The sequence below is a fragment of the Neisseria sp. DTU_2021_1001991_1_SI_NGA_ILE_055 genome, from assembly GCF_032342915.1.
Classification (GTDB): Bacteria; Pseudomonadota; Gammaproteobacteria; order Burkholderiales; family Neisseriaceae; genus Neisseria.
On record NZ_CP135440.1, the window covers coordinates 1,656,783 to 1,673,695 of the forward strand.

A 16,913-nucleotide genomic window follows, 5' to 3' on the forward strand; every position below is an offset into this window, starting at 1 on the left:
CTTATTGTATTGGGCCGCCTTTTTTAATGAGGCAACCCTGTTTTCAGACGGCCTTTATTTTGACCGTTTATATAATCTTGTTTTGATGTGTGTTTGTGTTGTTTAAAGCTTATTTTTAGGCCGTCTGAAACTATTTATTCATTACAGACTGACGCCAGATGGTTTCCCCAACGACCTTGACGGGCTGAGCCGTACCGGCCGGATGTTCGATGTATTGGAACAGCAAATCCGCCGCCATTTCGCCCATGCGCAGATAAGGCAGCTCGGTGCTGGTCAACGGCGGAAACAGCGTTTCCGCAATCGCGCTGTGGTTATCATATCCGGCAACGGAGACTTGCTCGGGAACCCGCACGCCGCGCGTCCTCAAAATCCCGTAAACGCGCACGGCCATTTCATCGTTGCCGCAGCAAATTACCGTCGGCGGAATCGGCAAAGACAGCAATTTCAAAATAGCCGAAATCAAAGATCCGCTGTCATTGCTGAAGTCAGGATAACCAGTTTGCACCAAATCAGGATCGAAGACAATATCCGCATCCGCCAAAGCCCGGCGGTATCCGGCCAATCTCAATCTCGTCGCTTCCACGCCCGGCTGCAAAGTCACATAAGCAATCCGTTTGTGTCCGCTTTGGATAATCCGGCGCACCAAGCCATACTGCCCTGCTTCGTCGTCCGGCAAAACCGACGGCGTACCTGCCAAATCAAAGCAGTTGACCAACACCATCGGGCAGCGGTTGGGCACCTCCGGCAGCAATACTTCCTGATGGAAACCGGCCACATATAAAATCCCCTCGGCACGGTGTTCCATAAAGGTACGGATCAGCGGCTCCATCTGACCGGGCTGACCCGGCTTGTTGTCGATGTCGGCAATCATCAAAATCTTGCCTTGTGCGCGAATCCGCTGCTGAATGCCCTTAATCAAGAACATATCCGGAATGCCGTGTCCGCCCGTATTCTCGCCCGTCCGCGAAATGGCGCCGGTAATCAGGCCGACCAAGCCGGAACGGTGGGACCGCATAATCCGCGCCGCAGAAGACGGGATATAGCCCAAAGCGGCAATCGCTGTTTCTACTTTGGAACGGGTTTTATCGCTGACCGGCGCATCGCCGTTAATCACCCGGCTGACCGTCTTGGGAGATACTCCGGCATAAGCAGCGACATCATAAATTGTAGCCATCTTACGAACCCGCCCCGACAGGATTTCAATAATGTTACATAGGATAACACAGCAGACATCGGTGTCATACCCCTTTTTTTACAGAAACTTGATGATAATCAATCATTTCTTTTTCATTTTGCATACATTTCTTAAACAAAATCACCCCCGCCACCTCCCAAAACCTGTTCAAATTTGTTAAACTACAAGTCACTACAAAAAAGCAGAAAATACCTATCTATCCTGCTTATTTTACCGTTACATACTAAGGAAACGAGATGACCGCATACTCAGACGCATGGCAGGCCTTGGAAGCCCATCATGCCGATACGCAACACGTTACCCTGCGCGAACGTTTCGCTGCAGATGCCGAACGTTTCAACAATATGCACGAAATTCTGCACGGTTTGTTATTTGATTACAGCAAAAACCGTCTGGATGAAAATACCCTTGATTTATTGTGCCGACTGGCCGAAGCAGCCGATTTGCCACAATATATGCAGGCCATGATCAACGGCGAAAAAATCAACACCAGCGAACACCGCGCCGTCCTCCACACCGCCCTGCGCCTGCCTGCCAATGCCCAACCCATTTACGTTGACGGCGAAAACATCGTGTCCAAAGTTCATCACGAACTCAACCGCACCCTCGAGTTCGCACGCCAACTTTTGGACGGCACCCACGCAGGCATTACCGGCAAACCGATTACCGACTTGGTTCACATCGGCATCGGCGGCTCCGATTTGGGCCCGCGTATGGCCACACAGGCGCTGCAACCCTATTGGCAAAACATCCGCGTCCATTTTGTCAGCAACTCCGATGATGCCGACTTGACCCAAACCCTTCTCGGCCTCAACCCTGAAACCACCGTATTCAGCATTGCCAGCAAATCGTTCCGCACACCGGAAACCCTGCTCAATGCCTACGCCGCGCGTACTTGGTACCGCGATGCAGGTTTGCCCGATTCCGGCATCTACCGACACTTCTGTGCCATTTCCGCCGATGTGGCCGCAGCCCAAAACTTCGGCATTTCCCCCGACAAAGTCTTCGCCATGTCCGACTGGGTCGGCGGCCGCTATTCCGTCTGGTCGCCCATCGGCCTGCCGCTGATGGTTGCCGTCGGCGAAAAAGCATTCCGCAAAATGCTGGCCGGCGCACACGCGATGGACACCCACTTCTTCGAAACGCCATTCCGCCACAACATTCCCGTCCTGATGGCACTCATCAACGTTTGGTACAACAACTTCCAACATTCAGACGGCCAAACCGTTGTCCCATACAGCCACAACATGCGCCTCTTCACACCATGGCTCAACCAGCTCGATATGGAAAGCCTCGGCAAACAGCGTACTTCAGACGGCCAACCCGTTTCCTGCACCACTGGCGGCATTGTCTTCGGCGATGAAGGCGTCAACTGCCAACATGCCTACTTCCAGCTTCTGCACCAAGGCACGCGTCTGATTCCCGTCGACTTCATCGTCCCCATGACCACAGTCTACGGCAACCACCGCCAACACCGCTTTACCGTTGCCAATGCCTTCGCCCAAGCCGAAGCGCTGATGAAAGGCAAAACCTTAGACGAAGTGCAAATCGAATTGGCCGCCCTGCCCCAAGACGAACGCGACCGCCTTGCACCGCAAAAAGAATTCCCCGGTAACCGCCCGAGCAACAGCCTACTCATCGACAGCCTGACACCTTTCAACCTCGGCATGCTGATGGCGGCTTACGAACACCGCACCTTCGTTCAGGGCGTAATTTGGCGTATCAACCCCTTCGACCAATGGGGCGTGGAATACGGTAAAGAGCTGGCCAAAACCATCGAACCCGAACTCGAACGCGGCACCCCGGCACACGACAGCTCCACCAACGGTCTGATCGCCTTCTACCGCAACTGCAACGCAGCATCGAAGGCCGTCTGAAAATAAAATATCCGTAAGACAAGCACTCTGCCTGTCTTACGGATATTTCAAAACTCTATCGGCTTGTTCCAACAAAAGGCCGTCTGAAACTTTATCCATTCAGTTTCAGACGGCCTCTCATTATTCGATAAAGATAACAGAAGTTCATTCGCCATATCCCCCATCTTTGCTACAATATCCCTTTTCTTTTTTATTGATTTCACTATGACAACCGCACCCCAATCCGGCACTTGGCGCAAGATTTTCTCGCGCAGTATGCTGATTTGTATCTTTACAGGCTTCACTTCGGGGCTGCCGCTTTATTTTCTGATCAACCTGATTCCGGCATGGTTGCGCAGCGAACATGTCGATTTGAAAACCATCGGCCTGATGGCACTTATCGGGCTGCCTTTCACTTGGAAATTTATCTGGTCTCCCGTCATTGATTTGGTCAGATTACCTTTTTTAGGACGGCGGCGCGGTTGGATGCTGGTGACACAAATTGGTTTGCTGCTGACCTTGCTCATTTACGCCTTCCTAAATCCTGCTCAGCATTTATATGTAATTATGGGCTTATCGTTGGTGGTCGCCTTTTTTTCTGCCAGCCAAGACATTGTATTGGATGCATTTCGCCGCGAAATTTTGTCAGATGAAGAATTAGGCTTAGGCAACTCTATCCACGTCAACGCCTACCGTATCGCCGCTTTGGTACCCGGCTCGCTCAGCTTGATTTTGGCCGACTTGATGTCTTGGCACAACGTATTCATCATTACTGCACTATTTATGCTGCCCGGTCTGCTGATGACCCTGTTTTTAGCCAAAGAGCCTGACATTCCACCATCTGTGTCGCGTACATTTGCCCAAACGGTTTCCGACCCTTTTAGTGAGTTCTTCTCCCGCAAAGGAATCAAACAGGCCATATTGGTATTGCTGTTTATCTTCCTCTACAAACTGGGCGACAGTATGGCGACTTCCCTGGCAACGCCGTTTTATCTGGACATGGGCTTCAGCAAAACCGACATCGGCCTCATTGCCAAAAATGCCGGTTTATGGCCTGCCGTCATTGCCGGTATTGTAGGCGGCATTTGGATGTTGAAACTTGGTATCAACAGGGCTTTGTGGGTTTTCGGCGTGGCGCAATGGGTTACTATTCTAGGCTTTGCCTGGTTGGCAAATTTTGGCAAGTTTGAAACCATCACACTGACAGAGCAAATGATGCTTGCGGCCGTGATTGGTGCAGAAGCAGCAGGCGTAGGTCTGGGTACAGCGGCGTTTGTTGCCTATATGGCTCGTGAAACCAATCCTGCATTTACGGCCACACAATTAGCCCTCTTTACCAGCCTGTCAGCCGTTCCACGTACATTTATCAATGCTTCGGCAGGCTATCTGATTGAAGCGATGGGTTACTTTAATTTCTACTGGCTGTGTTTCGCTTTGGGCATACCGGGCATGTTGCTGCTGTTTAAAGTGGCACCATGGAATGGCGAAAAAGTGAGTAACTAGATTGCCAGTCTAAAACTTCTAGTAAAACAAAAGGCCGTCTGAATGTTCAGACGGCCTTTATCATACAAAAACTTTATTCTGCTTCAGGTTTGACAGTGCTGCGGACATCGCCGCTTTTTTCTTTATGTTTCAAAACAGCGCGGTCGAGTTTGTCCATCAAAACATCAATCGCGGCGTACATATCCTGTTCAATCGCTTCAACGTGCAAATCTTTGCCTGCCAGATGGACATCGGCTTCGGCTTTTTGGCTGACTTTTTCCACCGAGAGCGTAATGGTCACGGAGATGATGTTGTCGGCGTGGCGGCTGATTCGTGCCAACTTGTCGGAAACGTAGTTTTTGATGGCTTCGGTAACATCAAAATTCAGACCGGTGATTTTCAGATTCATGATACAGCTCCTTCGGTTGGTTAGTCCGTCAAAACGGATCGGAATATATCTACTCGGTAAATTTTCGTTTGTGTGCCGGTGGTATGTCTAATGATTCTCTATATTTAGCAACTGTACGTCTGGCAATTTCAATGCCGCGTTGTTTTAATAATTTGACGAGGGTCTCGTCCGAATAGGGTTTGCTGCTGTCTTCGCTTTCAATCAGCTGGCTTAATACGGCTTTGATTGCGCCTTGGCTGAACCCTTCGCCCTCATCGTCGGCATTGACTGCCTGTGTAAAGAAATAGCGTAACGCAAACAGGCCGCGCGGGCAAGACAAATATTTCTGATTGGCGGCGCGCGAAATGGTGCTTTCCGCCAAACCCAATTCGGCGGCGGCATCTTTCATCAGCATGGGCGACAGGCCGATTTCTCCGAAGATGAAAAAATCTTCCTGATTCTTGACGATATACTCGGCAAGGCGGAGGACTGTGCTTTTGCGCAGTTCCAAAGAATCAATGCGCTGTTTGGCTTCACTGATTTTTTCCTTCCACTCCGGCGCGCCCTCTTCCGCCGCCTTCATCAGGTCGCAATATTCCTGATTGAGCTGCAGCTTCGGCCAGGCCGCTTCGTTGCTGATGACTTCCCAGCCGTCCTTGCCCTCTCTCACCCAAACGTCAGGCTGAATATAAGGCGTAGGGGTGGCAGAAGCGAAGCCGTAAGCCGGATAAGGATTCAAGCTGGCAATCATATCAAGTGCGGCTTCTATGGTTTCGCTGTCGGCCTGGGGATAAAGTTTGCGGAAACGCAGAACGTTTTGTTTACGGTTTTTGCCCAAATCTTGAAGCGAACTTTGCACCAAATGCGCGGCCATTTGTCTGGCCGGAGAAGCCGGCAAACGCATCAGCTGCAGCATGAGCGACTCGGTCAAATCGGCCGCCGCCACGCCGGGCGGGTCAAAGGTTTGCAATACGTCCAGCGCATTTTGCAGGGCTTCTTCGTCCAGCATCCATTCCAACGGCGTGTGGTCGATGATTTCTTCGAGGCTGTCGGTGAGGTAGCCTTGTTCGTCCAAAAAATCAATCAAGACATGAACATAGGCCGCCTCCACTTGCGAGAGCGGATGCTCGCACACTTGGGCATGCAGATAGTGTTTGAAATCCTCTTCTTCGGCGATGTTGCTCCAAATATCTTCGGCATCGTCGCCGCCCAACTGCTGACCGGCACGCGGCATGGTAACGGCACGGTTGAGCCCGCTATCGGCAAACTCATCGCTTTCCGGACGCTCAAGCAGAGGATTGTCTGACAACCAGTCTTCCACTTCGCGCTCAAGCTCAAGACCCGACATCTGCAAGATGCGCAGAGACTGCTGCAGCCGCTGGTTGAGCTGCTGGGTCTGTTTGAGTTTAAGGACGAGTGAAGACATAGTGTTTGATTCGAAATGTATGGATAGTTTTTCAGACGGCCTTTATACGGCAGGCCGTCTGAAAGATTAGGTTATCGGTATTATATTTGTATTTTTAGTGATTATTCCAATATTTATAGCCGCCCTCAATCGAAATGAGGGCTTCATATACCGTCAAATATGCATTCAATATTTGAAATTTTCGCCCAAATAAACCGAACGGACTTGTTCATTGTTGACCAAATCATCCGGCTTGCCTGAAGCCAATACCGTACCGTCGCTGATGATGTATGCACGGTCGCAGATGCTGAGGGTTTCGCGCACGTTGTGGTCGGTAATCAATACGCCGATACCGCGTGATTTGAGGAACTCGATGATTTTCTGAATATCGATGACGGCAATCGGGTCAACACCGGCAAAAGGTTCGTCCAACAAAATGAAACGCGGCTGCATGGCCAACACGCGCGCGATTTCGACACGGCGGCGTTCGCCGCCGGACAAGGACGGTGCAGGGTTGTTGCGCAGGCGTTCGATGTTCAAATCGGCCAACAGTTTTTCCAGTTCGGCATCAATGCGGCTTTTGTCCTTCATACTGATTTCCAAAATAGCGCGGATATTTTGTTCCACGGTCATTTTGCGGAAAATCGAGGCTTCCTGCGGCAGATAGCCGACACCGAGGCGGGCGCGTTCGTGAATGGGCAGGTGGCGCAATTCTTGGCCGTCCAACATTACGCTGCCTGCATCGGCGGCAATCAGGCCGACTATCATGTAAAAGCTGGTGGTCTTACCCGCGCCGTTGGGGCCGAGCAGGCCGATGACTTCGCCACTTTCGATTTCAAGGGAGAAGCTTTTGACGACTTGGCGTTTTTTGAAACTTTTTTGCAGGTTTTGAACCACAAGACGGCTGTTGTTTGCGCTCATATTCTGTTGACTTTCGATATTGACCTCAGGCCGTCTGAACCTTTTTCAGACGGCCTTTTTGTGTGTTTTCTTATTTGTTTTTCTGCGTGCTAGACGGCTGGATGACCACGCTGACGCGGCCGGATTTCGCGGCGGATTTCACACCGGATTTGGCGCTGCCGTTGATGGTGTAAACCTCTGTTTTGGTGTTGTACGTGATGACCGCACCTTCGGCCACATCGCCGCCGCGCTGTACTTTGGCATTGCCGGACAGGGTAACGAGGTTGGCTGCGGAAGAATACGTCACGGTATTGGCTTGGCCGTTGACCACGCCTTTGCCGCCGTCCAACTCTTGGCTGAATTTGACGGGCGAGCCGGTGGCTTTCATCAACTGTTCGCTTTTGTCGTTGCGCGAAACGGTTACGCTGCCGGCACGGATATTGAGCGTGCCTTGTTTGATGATGACGTTGCCGGAAAAGGTGGTGCTTTGGTTGTTTTGGTCAAGCGAGCCTTGGTCGGCTTCGATTTGAATCGGCTGCTTGCTGTCGCTTTGCAGGGCAAAGGCCGGGCTGGCGGCAAAAACGGCAACAAGGGCTAAGGTTTTACAAATTTTTTGTATCATAAATTGTGGCTTTCACTTTGGAAGGGAAATTCAGCAAACCGGTTTTGTGGTCATAAGTCATGCCGTTTGCCTGACCGCCGGACTGTCCGTATTGGAAAGTAACGGGGCTGTCGGTATGGGCGTATTGCGCCTCGGTATCGACATTCAAACGTTCGGTTTTGACGATGCCGGCCAAACGCTTGGCATCTGCCGCTTTGTTTAAGACAACATTTTGTTCAAAAACGACTTTTTTGTTTTGGATATTGTACACGGCCTTGTCGCTGCCGACTTCGTACAACAGGCTGCCGTCGCGGTAAAACGAAAGATGCGGTTTGTCCAAATGCACGTCCGCGCTATTGGGATATTGAACGGCATCGGCCGCGCTCAGGTCTTCTTTCAGACGGCCTTCTTGGTCAAAACGTTTGCCGTTGATGCCTTTCATTGAATATTGCGGCTCATTCGGATTGAGGACAACTTCTTCGACCTGCACTTCGCTGATGCGGCCGAGCCACGCCGCCAGTGCGCCGAGTGAAACGGCCAACACCAGCGGAAAGGCGATTCCGTAACGCCATCTGATTTTCATCGTACATACTCTTTCAAAGCAGGTTCAAGCGTACCTTGCGCCTGCATAATCAAATCGCACACTTCACGCACCGCGCCTGCGCCGCCGGAACGTCGGGTTACATAATGGGCGTATTGCAAAGTAAACCAATGCGCTTCGGGGACGGCGGCCGCCAATCCGCAACGCACCATCACTGGCAAATCGACAACATCGTCGCCGACAAAGGCGCACTCATGCTCCTCCACACCGGCCTGTTCGCGCAATTGGGCGTAGGCGGCACGTTTGTCGTGAATGCCTTTGAAGTAATAGTTGATACCGAGCTGCTTCACGCGGATACCGACGGAAGGCGCATCGCGGCCGGTAATAATCGCCGTTTGCACGCCGCTGGCCTGAAGCATTTTCAAACCGTGTCCGTCCAAAGTGTGGAACGATTTGATTTCTTCGCCGTTGTCACGGATAAAAATGCGGCCGTCGGTCAAAACGCCGTCCACATCCAGTATCAGCAGTTTGATGCCTAAAGCGCGTTGTTGCAGGTCGGAAGAGAGGTTTTGCATAAGGTTTCCTTATTTCAGACGGCCTATTCTAGCATAAGGCCGTCTGAAAACGTTTTTGCCGTCGATTCAGACAATTCGTGCCATCAATAAATCGTGCATGTTCAGCGCGCCAATCAGCATGCCGTTTTCTTCGACCACCAACAAACCGTTCACATGGCCGCTTTGCATGGCTTTCAAAGCTTCGGTGGCCAGGCGGTCGGCAGAGATGGTTTTCGGCGAAGCGTGCATGATGTCATCCACTTTCAAACCGGCAAAGCTGTCGCGTTCTTGAAACAGACGGCGCAAGTCGCCATCGGTAAATACGCCTTTCAGACGGCCTTCGGCATCGGTTACCGCCAACATGCCCAAGCCTTTTTCACTCATGCGGACAATGGCCTCTTTCAACGGCGTACCCAACAAAACGGCAGGCAGGGCTTCGTCTTTGTGCATAATATCCGCCACACGCAACAGTAGGCGTTTGCCCAAGCTGCCGGCCGGATGGCTTAAAGCAAAATCGTCGGGCGTGAACGCGCGTGCACGCAACAATACCACCGCCAGCGCATCGCCCAACGCCATGACGGCAGTCGTACTGGAAGTCGGCGCAAGACCGAGCGGGCAGGCTTCTTTGGAAACCGCCGCGGTAATATGGATATCGGCATGGCGCGCCATGGTGGAAGTCGGATGGGCAGTGATACAAATAAGCGTGATGTTTTTGCGTTTCAACGCCGGAATAATCGCTGCAATTTCATCGCTTTCGCCGGAATTGGAAATCGCAACCACGACATCGTGGTCCACAATCATGCCCAAATCGCCGTGCGCCGCTTCGGCAGGGTGGACGAAAAACGCAGGCGTACCGGTCGAAGCCATGGTTGCCGCCATTTTGCGGCCGATGTGTCCGGACTTGCCCATACCGGTAATGACCACCCTGCCCTTGCAGTGCAACAACGCTTCCGCCGCACGGACAAAATCATGGTTCAAAGCCGCCGCAATTTCACGCAAACCTTCGGCTTCCGTATCCAATACATCGCGCGCCCAGTCGAGATAAAGTGTGTTTTCCGCCATCAAAGCCGCCTTTCATGCTTGAATTTAGGTTTGTTTTGCCCAAATTAATCAGCTGTAAACTGTTCAAATTCATCGAATCGGCGTAGCATTACCGCCACTTCACAAACAAACCTATTATGTAAAAGGAATCAGAGATGACTATTTTATCGGACGTTAAAGCATTAGGACAACAAATCTGGTTGGACAACCTCTCCCGTTCGCTGGTACAAAGCGGCGAATTGGCCGAAATGCTGAAACAGGGCGTGTGCGGCGTAACTTCCAATCCTGCCATTTTCCAAAAAGCCTTTGCCGGAGACGCCCTGTACGCCGACGAAGTAGCCGCACTCAAACAGCAAGACCTGACCCCTAAACAACGCTACGAAACCATGGCGGTTGCCGACGTACAAGCCGCTTGCGACGTATGTCTTGCCGAACACGAATCCACCGGCGGCAAAACCGGCTTCGTCAGCCTCGAAGTTTCGCCCGAATTATCCAAAGACGCACAAGGCACGGTTGAAGAAGCGCGCCGCCTGCACGCTGCCATCGGCCGTAAAAATGCCATGATTAAAGTACCGGCAACCGACGAAGGCATCGAAGCACTCGAAACCCTCGTTTCAGACGGCATCAGCGTCAACCTGACCCTGCTTTTCTCCCGTACCCAAACCCTCAAAGCCTATGCGGCCTACGCGCGCGGCATTGCCAAACGTTTGGAAGCGGGACATGATGTTTCCCATATCCAAGTTGTCGCCAGCTTCTTTATTTCCCGTGTCGATGCCGCATTGGACGCCACCCTGCCCGACCACCTCAAAGGCAAAGTCGCTATTGCGCTGGCCAAAGCCGCCTATCAAGATTGGGCACAATACTTCGGCAGCAGCGAATTTGCCGCACTTGCCGAAAAAGGTGCCAACCGCGTACAACTTTTGTGGGCATCTACCGGTGTAAAAAACCCTGCCTATCCTGACACGTTGTACGTTGACAGCCTGATTGGTGCCCATACCGTCAACACCGTTCCCGATGCGACACTCAAATCCTTTATCGACCACGGTACCGCCAAAGCCACGTTGACCGAAGGTGTGGACGAAGCCCAAGCGCAGCTTGCCGAAACCGCCAAACTCGGCATTGATGTCGAAACTTTGGCAACGCGTTTGCAGGAAGACGGTTTGAAACAATTTGAAGATGCTTTCGCCAAACTGCTGGCTCCCTTGGCTTAAGCGGATTAAACAGACGGCCGATTGAAACTTAAATCATTTTGAAAAGTCTCAGGCCGTCTGAAAACCAAATTCGGGCGTGTACGGCACGCCCTTTTCTATCACGATTTGAATACCGTGCAGGCATAATGCCCTGCCCTACACAAATACCCTGCCATGTATATAGGACGTTTCGCCCCCAGCCCTACCGGGCTGCTCCACATCGGCTCGCTGCTGACCGCCGTCGCTTCCTATGCCGATGCACGCTCAAACGGCGGCAAATGGCTGGTCCGCATGGAAGACCTCGATCCGCCGCGCGAAATGCCGGGGGCGGCAAGCCATATCCTGCACACGCTTGAGGCATTCGGATTCGAGTGGGACGGAGAAGTCGCCTATCAGAGCCGCCGTTACGCCCTGTATGAAGAAACCCTATGCCGTCTGCAAACCGCCGGACTGGTCTATCCCTGCTATTGCAGCCGCAAAGACTGGCAGGCGGCGGCAACACATGGCGCAGACGGATTTGTATATAACGGCCGTTGCCGCAATCCTCAGCAAAGACCTGACACGCAAAACAAAACTCCGGCATGGCGCATTCAAGTTCCTGATCGCATGATCGGTTTTTCAGACGGCATTGTCGGACATTACGCACAAAATCTGGCACACGATATCGGCGATTTTGTCCTGCTTCGTGCCGACGGCTATTGGGCATATCAGCTTGCCGTGGTTGCCGACGATGCCGATCAAGGAATAACCCATATTGTCCGCGGTCAGGACTTGCTCGTTTCCACGCCGCGCCAAATCTATCTGCAACAATGCCTCGGCGTTCCCACACCGGCCTACGCCCACCTTCCCCTATTGACCAACAATCAAGGGCAAAAATGGTCGAAACAAACCCTTGCCCCGGCTTTGGATTTGAATCAAAAAGAACAACTCCTACGCCAAGTCCTAACCTACCTCAACCTACCCGATGCCCCCACCGTAAACCGTCCGCAAGAATTACTCGATTGGGTGGTAGCGCACTGGCAAATGGACAAAATCCCAAAATCGTCCATTATCACGGACTAAATTAGCATGGTTACAACAAAATTACTCTAGGTATTACAATATTTCATAAAATTATGTAAGTAATCTTCCGATTCATTCCAAACCATGCCCAAGAAGCGAAAAATCATGTATATTTCAAAAATTTCCTAAAATTGTCACAAACTGATAATTTCAAGGTTGCAACAACATACGGCTGGCGCGTTATTGAGGATGACAAAGCGCGGCAGATCTCCCACGATACAACAAAAAGAAATACCGCTATGCCAAGTGCCATTATTGTAGAAGACGAAGTATTAGCAGCAGAACGCTTGCGTGTATTATTGGAAGAATGCAATGTCGTACTGCTCAACGTCTTTCACCATGCCATGCCAGCATTGGAATGGCTGAGCGTCCACGAAGTCGACATTGTCTTTGCCGACATCGGCATGCCGGAAATCGACGGTCTCGAGTTTGTCGAACGCATCAAGCGTACCGCCAAACGCCAGCCGGAGATTGTCTTCACCACAGCCTACGAAGAACACGCCCTGCGCGCGTTCGAGCTGGCTGCTGCAGACTATCTGCTCAAACCGATCAAAATGACCCGCCTGCAAACCGCGCTTGACCGCATCATCGAGAAAAACCGCGAAAAAGCAGACAGTTTCACCCATTTCAAAGTGTACAACCGCGAGCGCATGGTTGAAATCCCCTGGCAACAGGCGCGTTACCTGATGGCGGAACACAAAACCGTCTATCTGTTTACCGGCGACGGTCAAAGCTTCGAATTACCGAAAACATTGGTTTACTGGGAAGAATTACTGGGCGACAAAGTCATCCGCATCCACCGCAACGCCCTCGTCTTCCGCCACACCCTCGACAGCCTGATTCGATTGGACGATGACGAAAACGACGAATACGCATCCACATGGGGCGCAAAAATTCTCGATATCCCAACCCCGTTGCCCGTCAGCCGCCGACAACTATCCACCCTGCGGAAAATCATTAAAAACAGCATCTAACAATGCGCTCTTTAACTAGCTCTTTTTAAATCAAAGGCCGTCTGAAAAGATATTTTCAGACGGCCTTTTAACTTCTCATTTCAATAACAGAAAACAGAAAAAAGAAACGACTAAAACCTACCGTCTGGACTTATCCAGGCTTTTAATTTAATCAAACCGTTTTACCCACAAACAAGGTTTTCTATTTTTTAATCTAACATCTCTCAATTATTATCACTCAACAGAAAAGGCCGTCTGAACAATTCAGACGGCCTCGATACTCAAGCCTTACCGATTAAAAGAACAATTCACGCCAGCTGATGCGTTTGAGTCCGCATTTCCGGCCTTCTACTTTCAGACTGTGCATCTTATCAGAGTTGGTCAACAGACTGCGCTCGGCTTGGGTTGCAAAACATTTATTGTTTGGCACGTTCGGCGTAGCGTTCAACTCTTTATCCGTACCCGTGCCGCCGCTATCGCCATCGGCGGTTACCGGAGAATCATCGGCCTTAGAGCCGTTCAGATAAGTAAAGTTGACCACGCCGTCAAACACCATACCGCTGGCGTAATAAACTTGACCGTTGTTTTCACGTTTGATGATGAATCGGCGATTTTTATCGGAAATACGCGCATCACGCAAACCCAAACGGCCACCGTTTTCCGCATTGACGCCCAGAATAATCGTTTTCGCAGTCGTTTGTGTGGACGTACTGTCAGGCAAACAAACATCGGCACTGGAAGAGTCAGTATGAATTGTTTTGGTTTCATACTTGCGGATGGTCACAACGGCTGTACGCAAAATCATCGTCGGTTTGACAGTCACACGTTCATTCGGATCTAAAGTCAGACTCCAGCCTTTTTTACCTTCACCAACCTTATTGTCGCTGACGTAAATGTGTTCGCCGTCACTTTCTCTGGTTTGCTGTTCCAACTCACTGCTGTTTGCCAAAACTGCTTTATCAGATACATCATCGTAAATACCGTAAACGGCATTGATTTGACCGTTGGTATTATTCAATTCATTCTGATAAATCTCGCTACCTGTACCAAAAATAACAACATACTTATCTTTGCTGCGGCGCGATACCGCAGGCGCAGACGTAATCGGTTGATTACCCGAACCTTGGAAAATCATCTGCGCAGACCATTTGGAAGGTGTTTCGCCACTCAAGTCGAAACGGAACATATTGCCGTAACGGTCGCCGGCATAGGCAATATCGACAATGCCGTCAAAATCGGTATCTACCAAAGTAGGGGTAGAGAGGCCGCCTTTGCCATCCGGTGCAGGAATTTTAGCCAAGAGCTTACCGGCGTCAGAAACATTACTTCCTGTACCTTTCGTCCCAGCCTCTTTGCCTGTCATATCATAGACATATAAAGCCGTTTCATTATCGGCACTGTTCACATCTTCAGTACGATAGCCGCTGGCCAAGAAGCCTGCATAACGCACATCAGATTCCAGATTAACCGGAGTAGTATCGCGCTTGATAGACACACGGCCGATTTGTGTCGAACCAATGGTATAACCCAGCTTATTATCTGTGCCTTTTTTTGTTTCAAACAAAGGTACAGTCGTATTCCAACTACTACTACGAACACTGTCAGCCACTGCACCAATATTCAACGCATACGCACCGCGTCCGCCCTGACCCATCGCACCAAACATAAAGGTTTGCTTCTTATCAGGCGTTTGACGGAGAACAAAACCACCATTGACCATATAGCGGTGTGGTTGTCCTTTTGTGGAACCATAGCCCTCACGAGCAATATCCTTCAGAACTTTGCCCAAAGTTGTTGCTTGACCTTTCTCGTCCTCGCGCTCCATGCTTGCCGGGATATAGCTGAGTTTCAGGTCATAAGGATTGCTTGACGTATCATTACGACGGAAAATATGTACCATGCCGTCATTAGCAGCGGCGACCAAAAACTCTTGACGGCCTTTATCCTTATCCCCAATAGCTGCAACCGAACCGTCTAAAATATCGCCTAAATTACGTTCATCTTTATTTGAATCATTAGGGTCAGTCGGACGGATACGATAAGACTGGCTATAATCTTTTGCTCCTGCATCCGCTTTAATGGCTTCATCACTCCCTGCTCGGCCAGTCCATTTCAGCAATGCATTTTTCCATTCCAACTTATCTTTTGCACTGCCGTCTGAAATGCCAAAATCAGAATTTTCAGCCTCATTATCTGCAACGCTATCGATAAAATAGGTTTTCCTGCCATCATTAACCAAAGTCAGACGGCCTGCAAATGATGGCTGCGAAAATTCAGAAGAGCTAGCTACCGTCCCGTCTCGATTTAATTTATAGAAACGTAGCTGACTGCTCCAAGAGCCGGTATTCAAATGAACCGTTGCCGCCATATCGGGAATACCTGTACTGGTCGTTGCCGGAGCAGTAGAGGATACTCCTTCAAATTTTACATTTTTACTGTCGCTTTCAATATTCTCGACAATGGTTTTAAAGGCTTCAAGCAAATCTTCTTTTTTCTCAGCCTTAAAATACCAGTCTGGACGGCTCGCACCCTTTTCCAGATACTCTCTCCCGACTTTAGAAATTCCTTCACCAAAACCCACAGTAAAAGTCTGAACCAATTGCTTGCTGTAATCTACGCCTTTGGGATCACTTGGATCACCATCCCAGCTTTTACCCGCAGTATCTAAACCGTCTTTTGCTGTTTTAATGTCTTTTTCTGCCAAAGTTTGACTGAAGAAACGCATACCGCGTTTTTCATCCATATAGTTCCTATCCCAATAAGGAACAATGATTTCGCCAATACCTTCGACTTCACGTTTACCATTCTTATAACCAGGCAAAAAAACCCAATTACCAGATGCATCTTTTCTATACCTTGTATTTTGACATTGGAATTTTTTTTCCCCTTCCGGAATATTCTGCGTCGGGTCATAAATCGGCAAATCAAAATAGCCAAATTTTTCGCCTTGCTTATGATTATTCTCATAAGCTTTTGCCTCAGACGGACCGAAATATTGGTATGCAGGCGTATCTGCACTATGCTCAATATCACGGTAATAACCTGAATAATAATAATTTCTATCGTAGTTAAAGTTGGTATTACGCGACTCTCTCGGATCCTCCCCATAACTCTGATTGCTACAACTCATATTAGCATCACCGTCCGACATCACAATCACATAAGACTTCTGACAACGGTATTTGATATTGGGCATCACAAAGTTTTTGACTACTTCATAATAACGGCGCGTGATTGGCGTAGCATGACCAGGGTCGATACCATCTACCCTCCTTTGAACGTCCTGCCAATCATCGGTAAAGCCCTTCTCATCTGGAATATCAGTACGACCATTATTATGCAGGGTTTGCAAACCCCATTGGAACCGTTGTTTTTCGCCATACTCTTTCAATACCGATTTTAGGGCCTCCTTAGTAATCGTTATTCTTTTATCAGCCAATACAGATGTTTCCTTACCTTGCACATTCCATTGCATACTGCCCGAGTCATCAATCAAAAACATAATATTGTGTTTGACTTTGGGTTGGCCGCTGACGTCGGTTTTGTTTTGCAGGTAAAAAGGAGTTTGGGCAAATTGCTGCGTATTTGCCTGAACGGAAAAGCTGATAAGCGCTAAAGCGGAAGCGACGCTTGCATGAATGAGGCGATGGCGGCCTGATGGAGCGTTTTGCATAATGTGTTCTTTTTTCATCGGATAATCTCAGCTAAAAATGACATTGTTTTTATTTTTTATAAGGCTACGATT

14 protein-coding genes are annotated in these 16,913 nt (G+C 49.9%); 5 read left to right on the forward strand and 9 right to left on the reverse strand.

The window, feature by feature from the left end; all coding sequences use genetic code 11:
• Positions 1–130 precede the first annotated feature (130 nt).
• Positions 131–1,174, reverse strand: a complete 1,044-nt coding sequence (locus RRV97_RS07750) for a LacI family DNA-binding transcriptional regulator (protein WP_049348777.1) — start codon at positions 1,172–1,174, stop codon at positions 131–133.
• 257 nt (positions 1,175–1,431) lie between these two features.
• Here RRV97_RS07750 and pgi point away from each other — a divergent pair, with 257 nt between their 5' ends.
• Complete coding sequence (gene pgi, locus RRV97_RS07755) at positions 1,432–3,072, forward strand: glucose-6-phosphate isomerase (RefSeq protein WP_315611192.1); 1,641 nt, start codon at positions 1,432–1,434, stop codon at positions 3,070–3,072.
• Positions 3,073–3,276: 204 nt separating this feature from the next.
• Positions 3,277–4,554: an AmpG family muropeptide MFS transporter gene (locus tag RRV97_RS07760; RefSeq protein WP_315611193.1), complete on the forward strand. Its 1,278-nt coding sequence runs from the start codon at positions 3,277–3,279 to the stop codon at positions 4,552–4,554.
• A 73-nt stretch (positions 4,555–4,627) separates the two neighbouring features.
• Here RRV97_RS07760 and hpf read toward each other — a convergent pair whose 3' ends face one another.
• From hpf to RRV97_RS07795, 7 genes are all read right to left on the reverse strand, one after another.
• A complete protein-coding gene (gene hpf, locus RRV97_RS07765) occupies positions 4,628–4,942 on the reverse strand; it encodes a ribosome hibernation-promoting factor, HPF/YfiA family (RefSeq protein ID WP_003748344.1) in 315 nt (104 codons plus the stop codon).
• Positions 4,943–4,991: 49 nt separating this feature from the next.
• The gene (gene rpoN / locus RRV97_RS07770; RefSeq protein ID WP_315611194.1) at positions 4,992–6,347 is read right to left on the reverse strand and encodes an RNA polymerase factor sigma-54; all 1,356 of its coding nucleotides are present in this window, start codon (positions 6,345–6,347) and stop codon (positions 4,992–4,994) included.
• Between the two features lie 165 nt (positions 6,348–6,512).
• Positions 6,513–7,247, reverse strand: coding sequence for an LPS export ABC transporter ATP-binding protein (lptB, locus tag RRV97_RS07775; protein ID WP_003679854.1), 735 nt, complete (start codon positions 7,245–7,247; stop codon positions 6,513–6,515).
• 70 nt (positions 7,248–7,317) lie between these two features.
• A complete protein-coding gene (gene lptA, locus RRV97_RS07780; protein ID WP_003748337.1) occupies positions 7,318–7,848 on the reverse strand; it encodes a lipopolysaccharide transport periplasmic protein LptA in 531 nt (176 codons plus the stop codon).
• Positions 7,829–8,410 (reverse strand): LPS export ABC transporter periplasmic protein LptC, encoded by a 582-nt coding sequence (gene lptC, locus RRV97_RS07785; RefSeq protein ID WP_107792121.1) that lies wholly within the window; start codon positions 8,408–8,410, stop codon positions 7,829–7,831. Before lptC ends, lptA begins: the two co-directional genes overlap by 20 nt.
• A complete protein-coding gene (locus tag RRV97_RS07790; RefSeq protein ID WP_254322320.1) occupies positions 8,407–8,943 on the reverse strand; it encodes a KdsC family phosphatase in 537 nt (178 codons plus the stop codon). Before RRV97_RS07790 ends, lptC begins: the two co-directional genes overlap by 4 nt.
• A 66-nt stretch (positions 8,944–9,009) precedes the next feature.
• A complete protein-coding gene (locus tag RRV97_RS07795; RefSeq protein WP_314574373.1) occupies positions 9,010–9,984 on the reverse strand; it encodes a KpsF/GutQ family sugar-phosphate isomerase in 975 nt (324 codons plus the stop codon).
• 134 nt (positions 9,985–10,118) lie between these two features.
• Between RRV97_RS07795 and tal the strand changes: the two genes are divergently transcribed.
• From tal to RRV97_RS07810, 3 genes are all read left to right on the forward strand, one after another.
• Entirely contained in the window at positions 10,119–11,174 is a 1,056-nt protein-coding gene (tal, locus tag RRV97_RS07800; protein WP_315611195.1) for a transaldolase, read from the forward strand.
• A gap of 153 nt (positions 11,175–11,327) precedes the next feature.
• The gene (gene gluQRS / locus RRV97_RS07805; protein WP_315611196.1) at positions 11,328–12,215 is read left to right on the forward strand and encodes a tRNA glutamyl-Q(34) synthetase GluQRS; all 888 of its coding nucleotides are present in this window, start codon (positions 11,328–11,330) and stop codon (positions 12,213–12,215) included.
• Positions 12,216–12,454: 239 nt separating this feature from the next.
• Entirely contained in the window at positions 12,455–13,189 is a 735-nt protein-coding gene (locus tag RRV97_RS07810) for a LytR/AlgR family response regulator transcription factor (RefSeq protein WP_049348785.1), read from the forward strand.
• Positions 13,190–13,463: 274 nt separating this feature from the next.
• Here RRV97_RS07810 and pilC read toward each other — a convergent pair whose 3' ends face one another.
• Positions 13,464–16,859, reverse strand: a complete 3,396-nt coding sequence (gene pilC / locus RRV97_RS07815) for a PilC family type IV pilus tip adhesin (protein WP_315611197.1) — start codon at positions 16,857–16,859, stop codon at positions 13,464–13,466.
• Positions 16,860–16,913: the final 54 nt, after the last annotated feature.

Excerpts from the sequence above, each read along its gene's own strand:
- RRV97_RS07750 (WP_049348777.1), bottom strand. The coding sequence starts at position 1,174 with ATGGCTACAATTTATGATGTCGCTGCTTATGCCGGAGTATCTCCCAAG.
- pgi (WP_315611192.1), top strand. The coding sequence starts at position 1,432 with ATGACCGCATACTCAGACGCATGGCAGGCCTTGGAAGCCCATCATGCC.
- RRV97_RS07760 (WP_315611193.1), top strand. The coding sequence starts at position 3,277 with ATGACAACCGCACCCCAATCCGGCACTTGGCGCAAGATTTTCTCGCGC.
- hpf (WP_003748344.1), bottom strand. The coding sequence starts at position 4,942 with ATGAATCTGAAAATCACCGGTCTGAATTTTGATGTTACCGAAGCCATC.
- rpoN (WP_315611194.1), bottom strand. The coding sequence starts at position 6,347 with ATGTCTTCACTCGTCCTTAAACTCAAACAGACCCAGCAGCTCAACCAG.
- lptB (WP_003679854.1), bottom strand. The coding sequence starts at position 7,247 with ATGAGCGCAAACAACAGCCGTCTTGTGGTTCAAAACCTGCAAAAAAGT.
- lptA (WP_003748337.1), bottom strand. The coding sequence starts at position 7,848 with ATGATACAAAAAATTTGTAAAACCTTAGCCCTTGTTGCCGTTTTTGCC.
- lptC (WP_107792121.1), bottom strand. The coding sequence starts at position 8,410 with ATGAAAATCAGATGGCGTTACGGAATCGCCTTTCCGCTGGTGTTGGCC.
- RRV97_RS07790 (WP_254322320.1), bottom strand. The coding sequence starts at position 8,943 with ATGCAAAACCTCTCTTCCGACCTGCAACAACGCGCTTTAGGCATCAAA.
- RRV97_RS07795 (WP_314574373.1), bottom strand. The coding sequence starts at position 9,984 with ATGGCGGAAAACACACTTTATCTCGACTGGGCGCGCGATGTATTGGAT.
- tal (WP_315611195.1), top strand. The coding sequence starts at position 10,119 with ATGACTATTTTATCGGACGTTAAAGCATTAGGACAACAAATCTGGTTG.
- gluQRS (WP_315611196.1), top strand. The coding sequence starts at position 11,328 with ATGTATATAGGACGTTTCGCCCCCAGCCCTACCGGGCTGCTCCACATC.
- RRV97_RS07810 (WP_049348785.1), top strand. The coding sequence starts at position 12,455 with ATGCCAAGTGCCATTATTGTAGAAGACGAAGTATTAGCAGCAGAACGC.
- pilC (WP_315611197.1), bottom strand. The coding sequence starts at position 16,859 with ATGAAAAAAGAACACATTATGCAAAACGCTCCATCAGGCCGCCATCGC.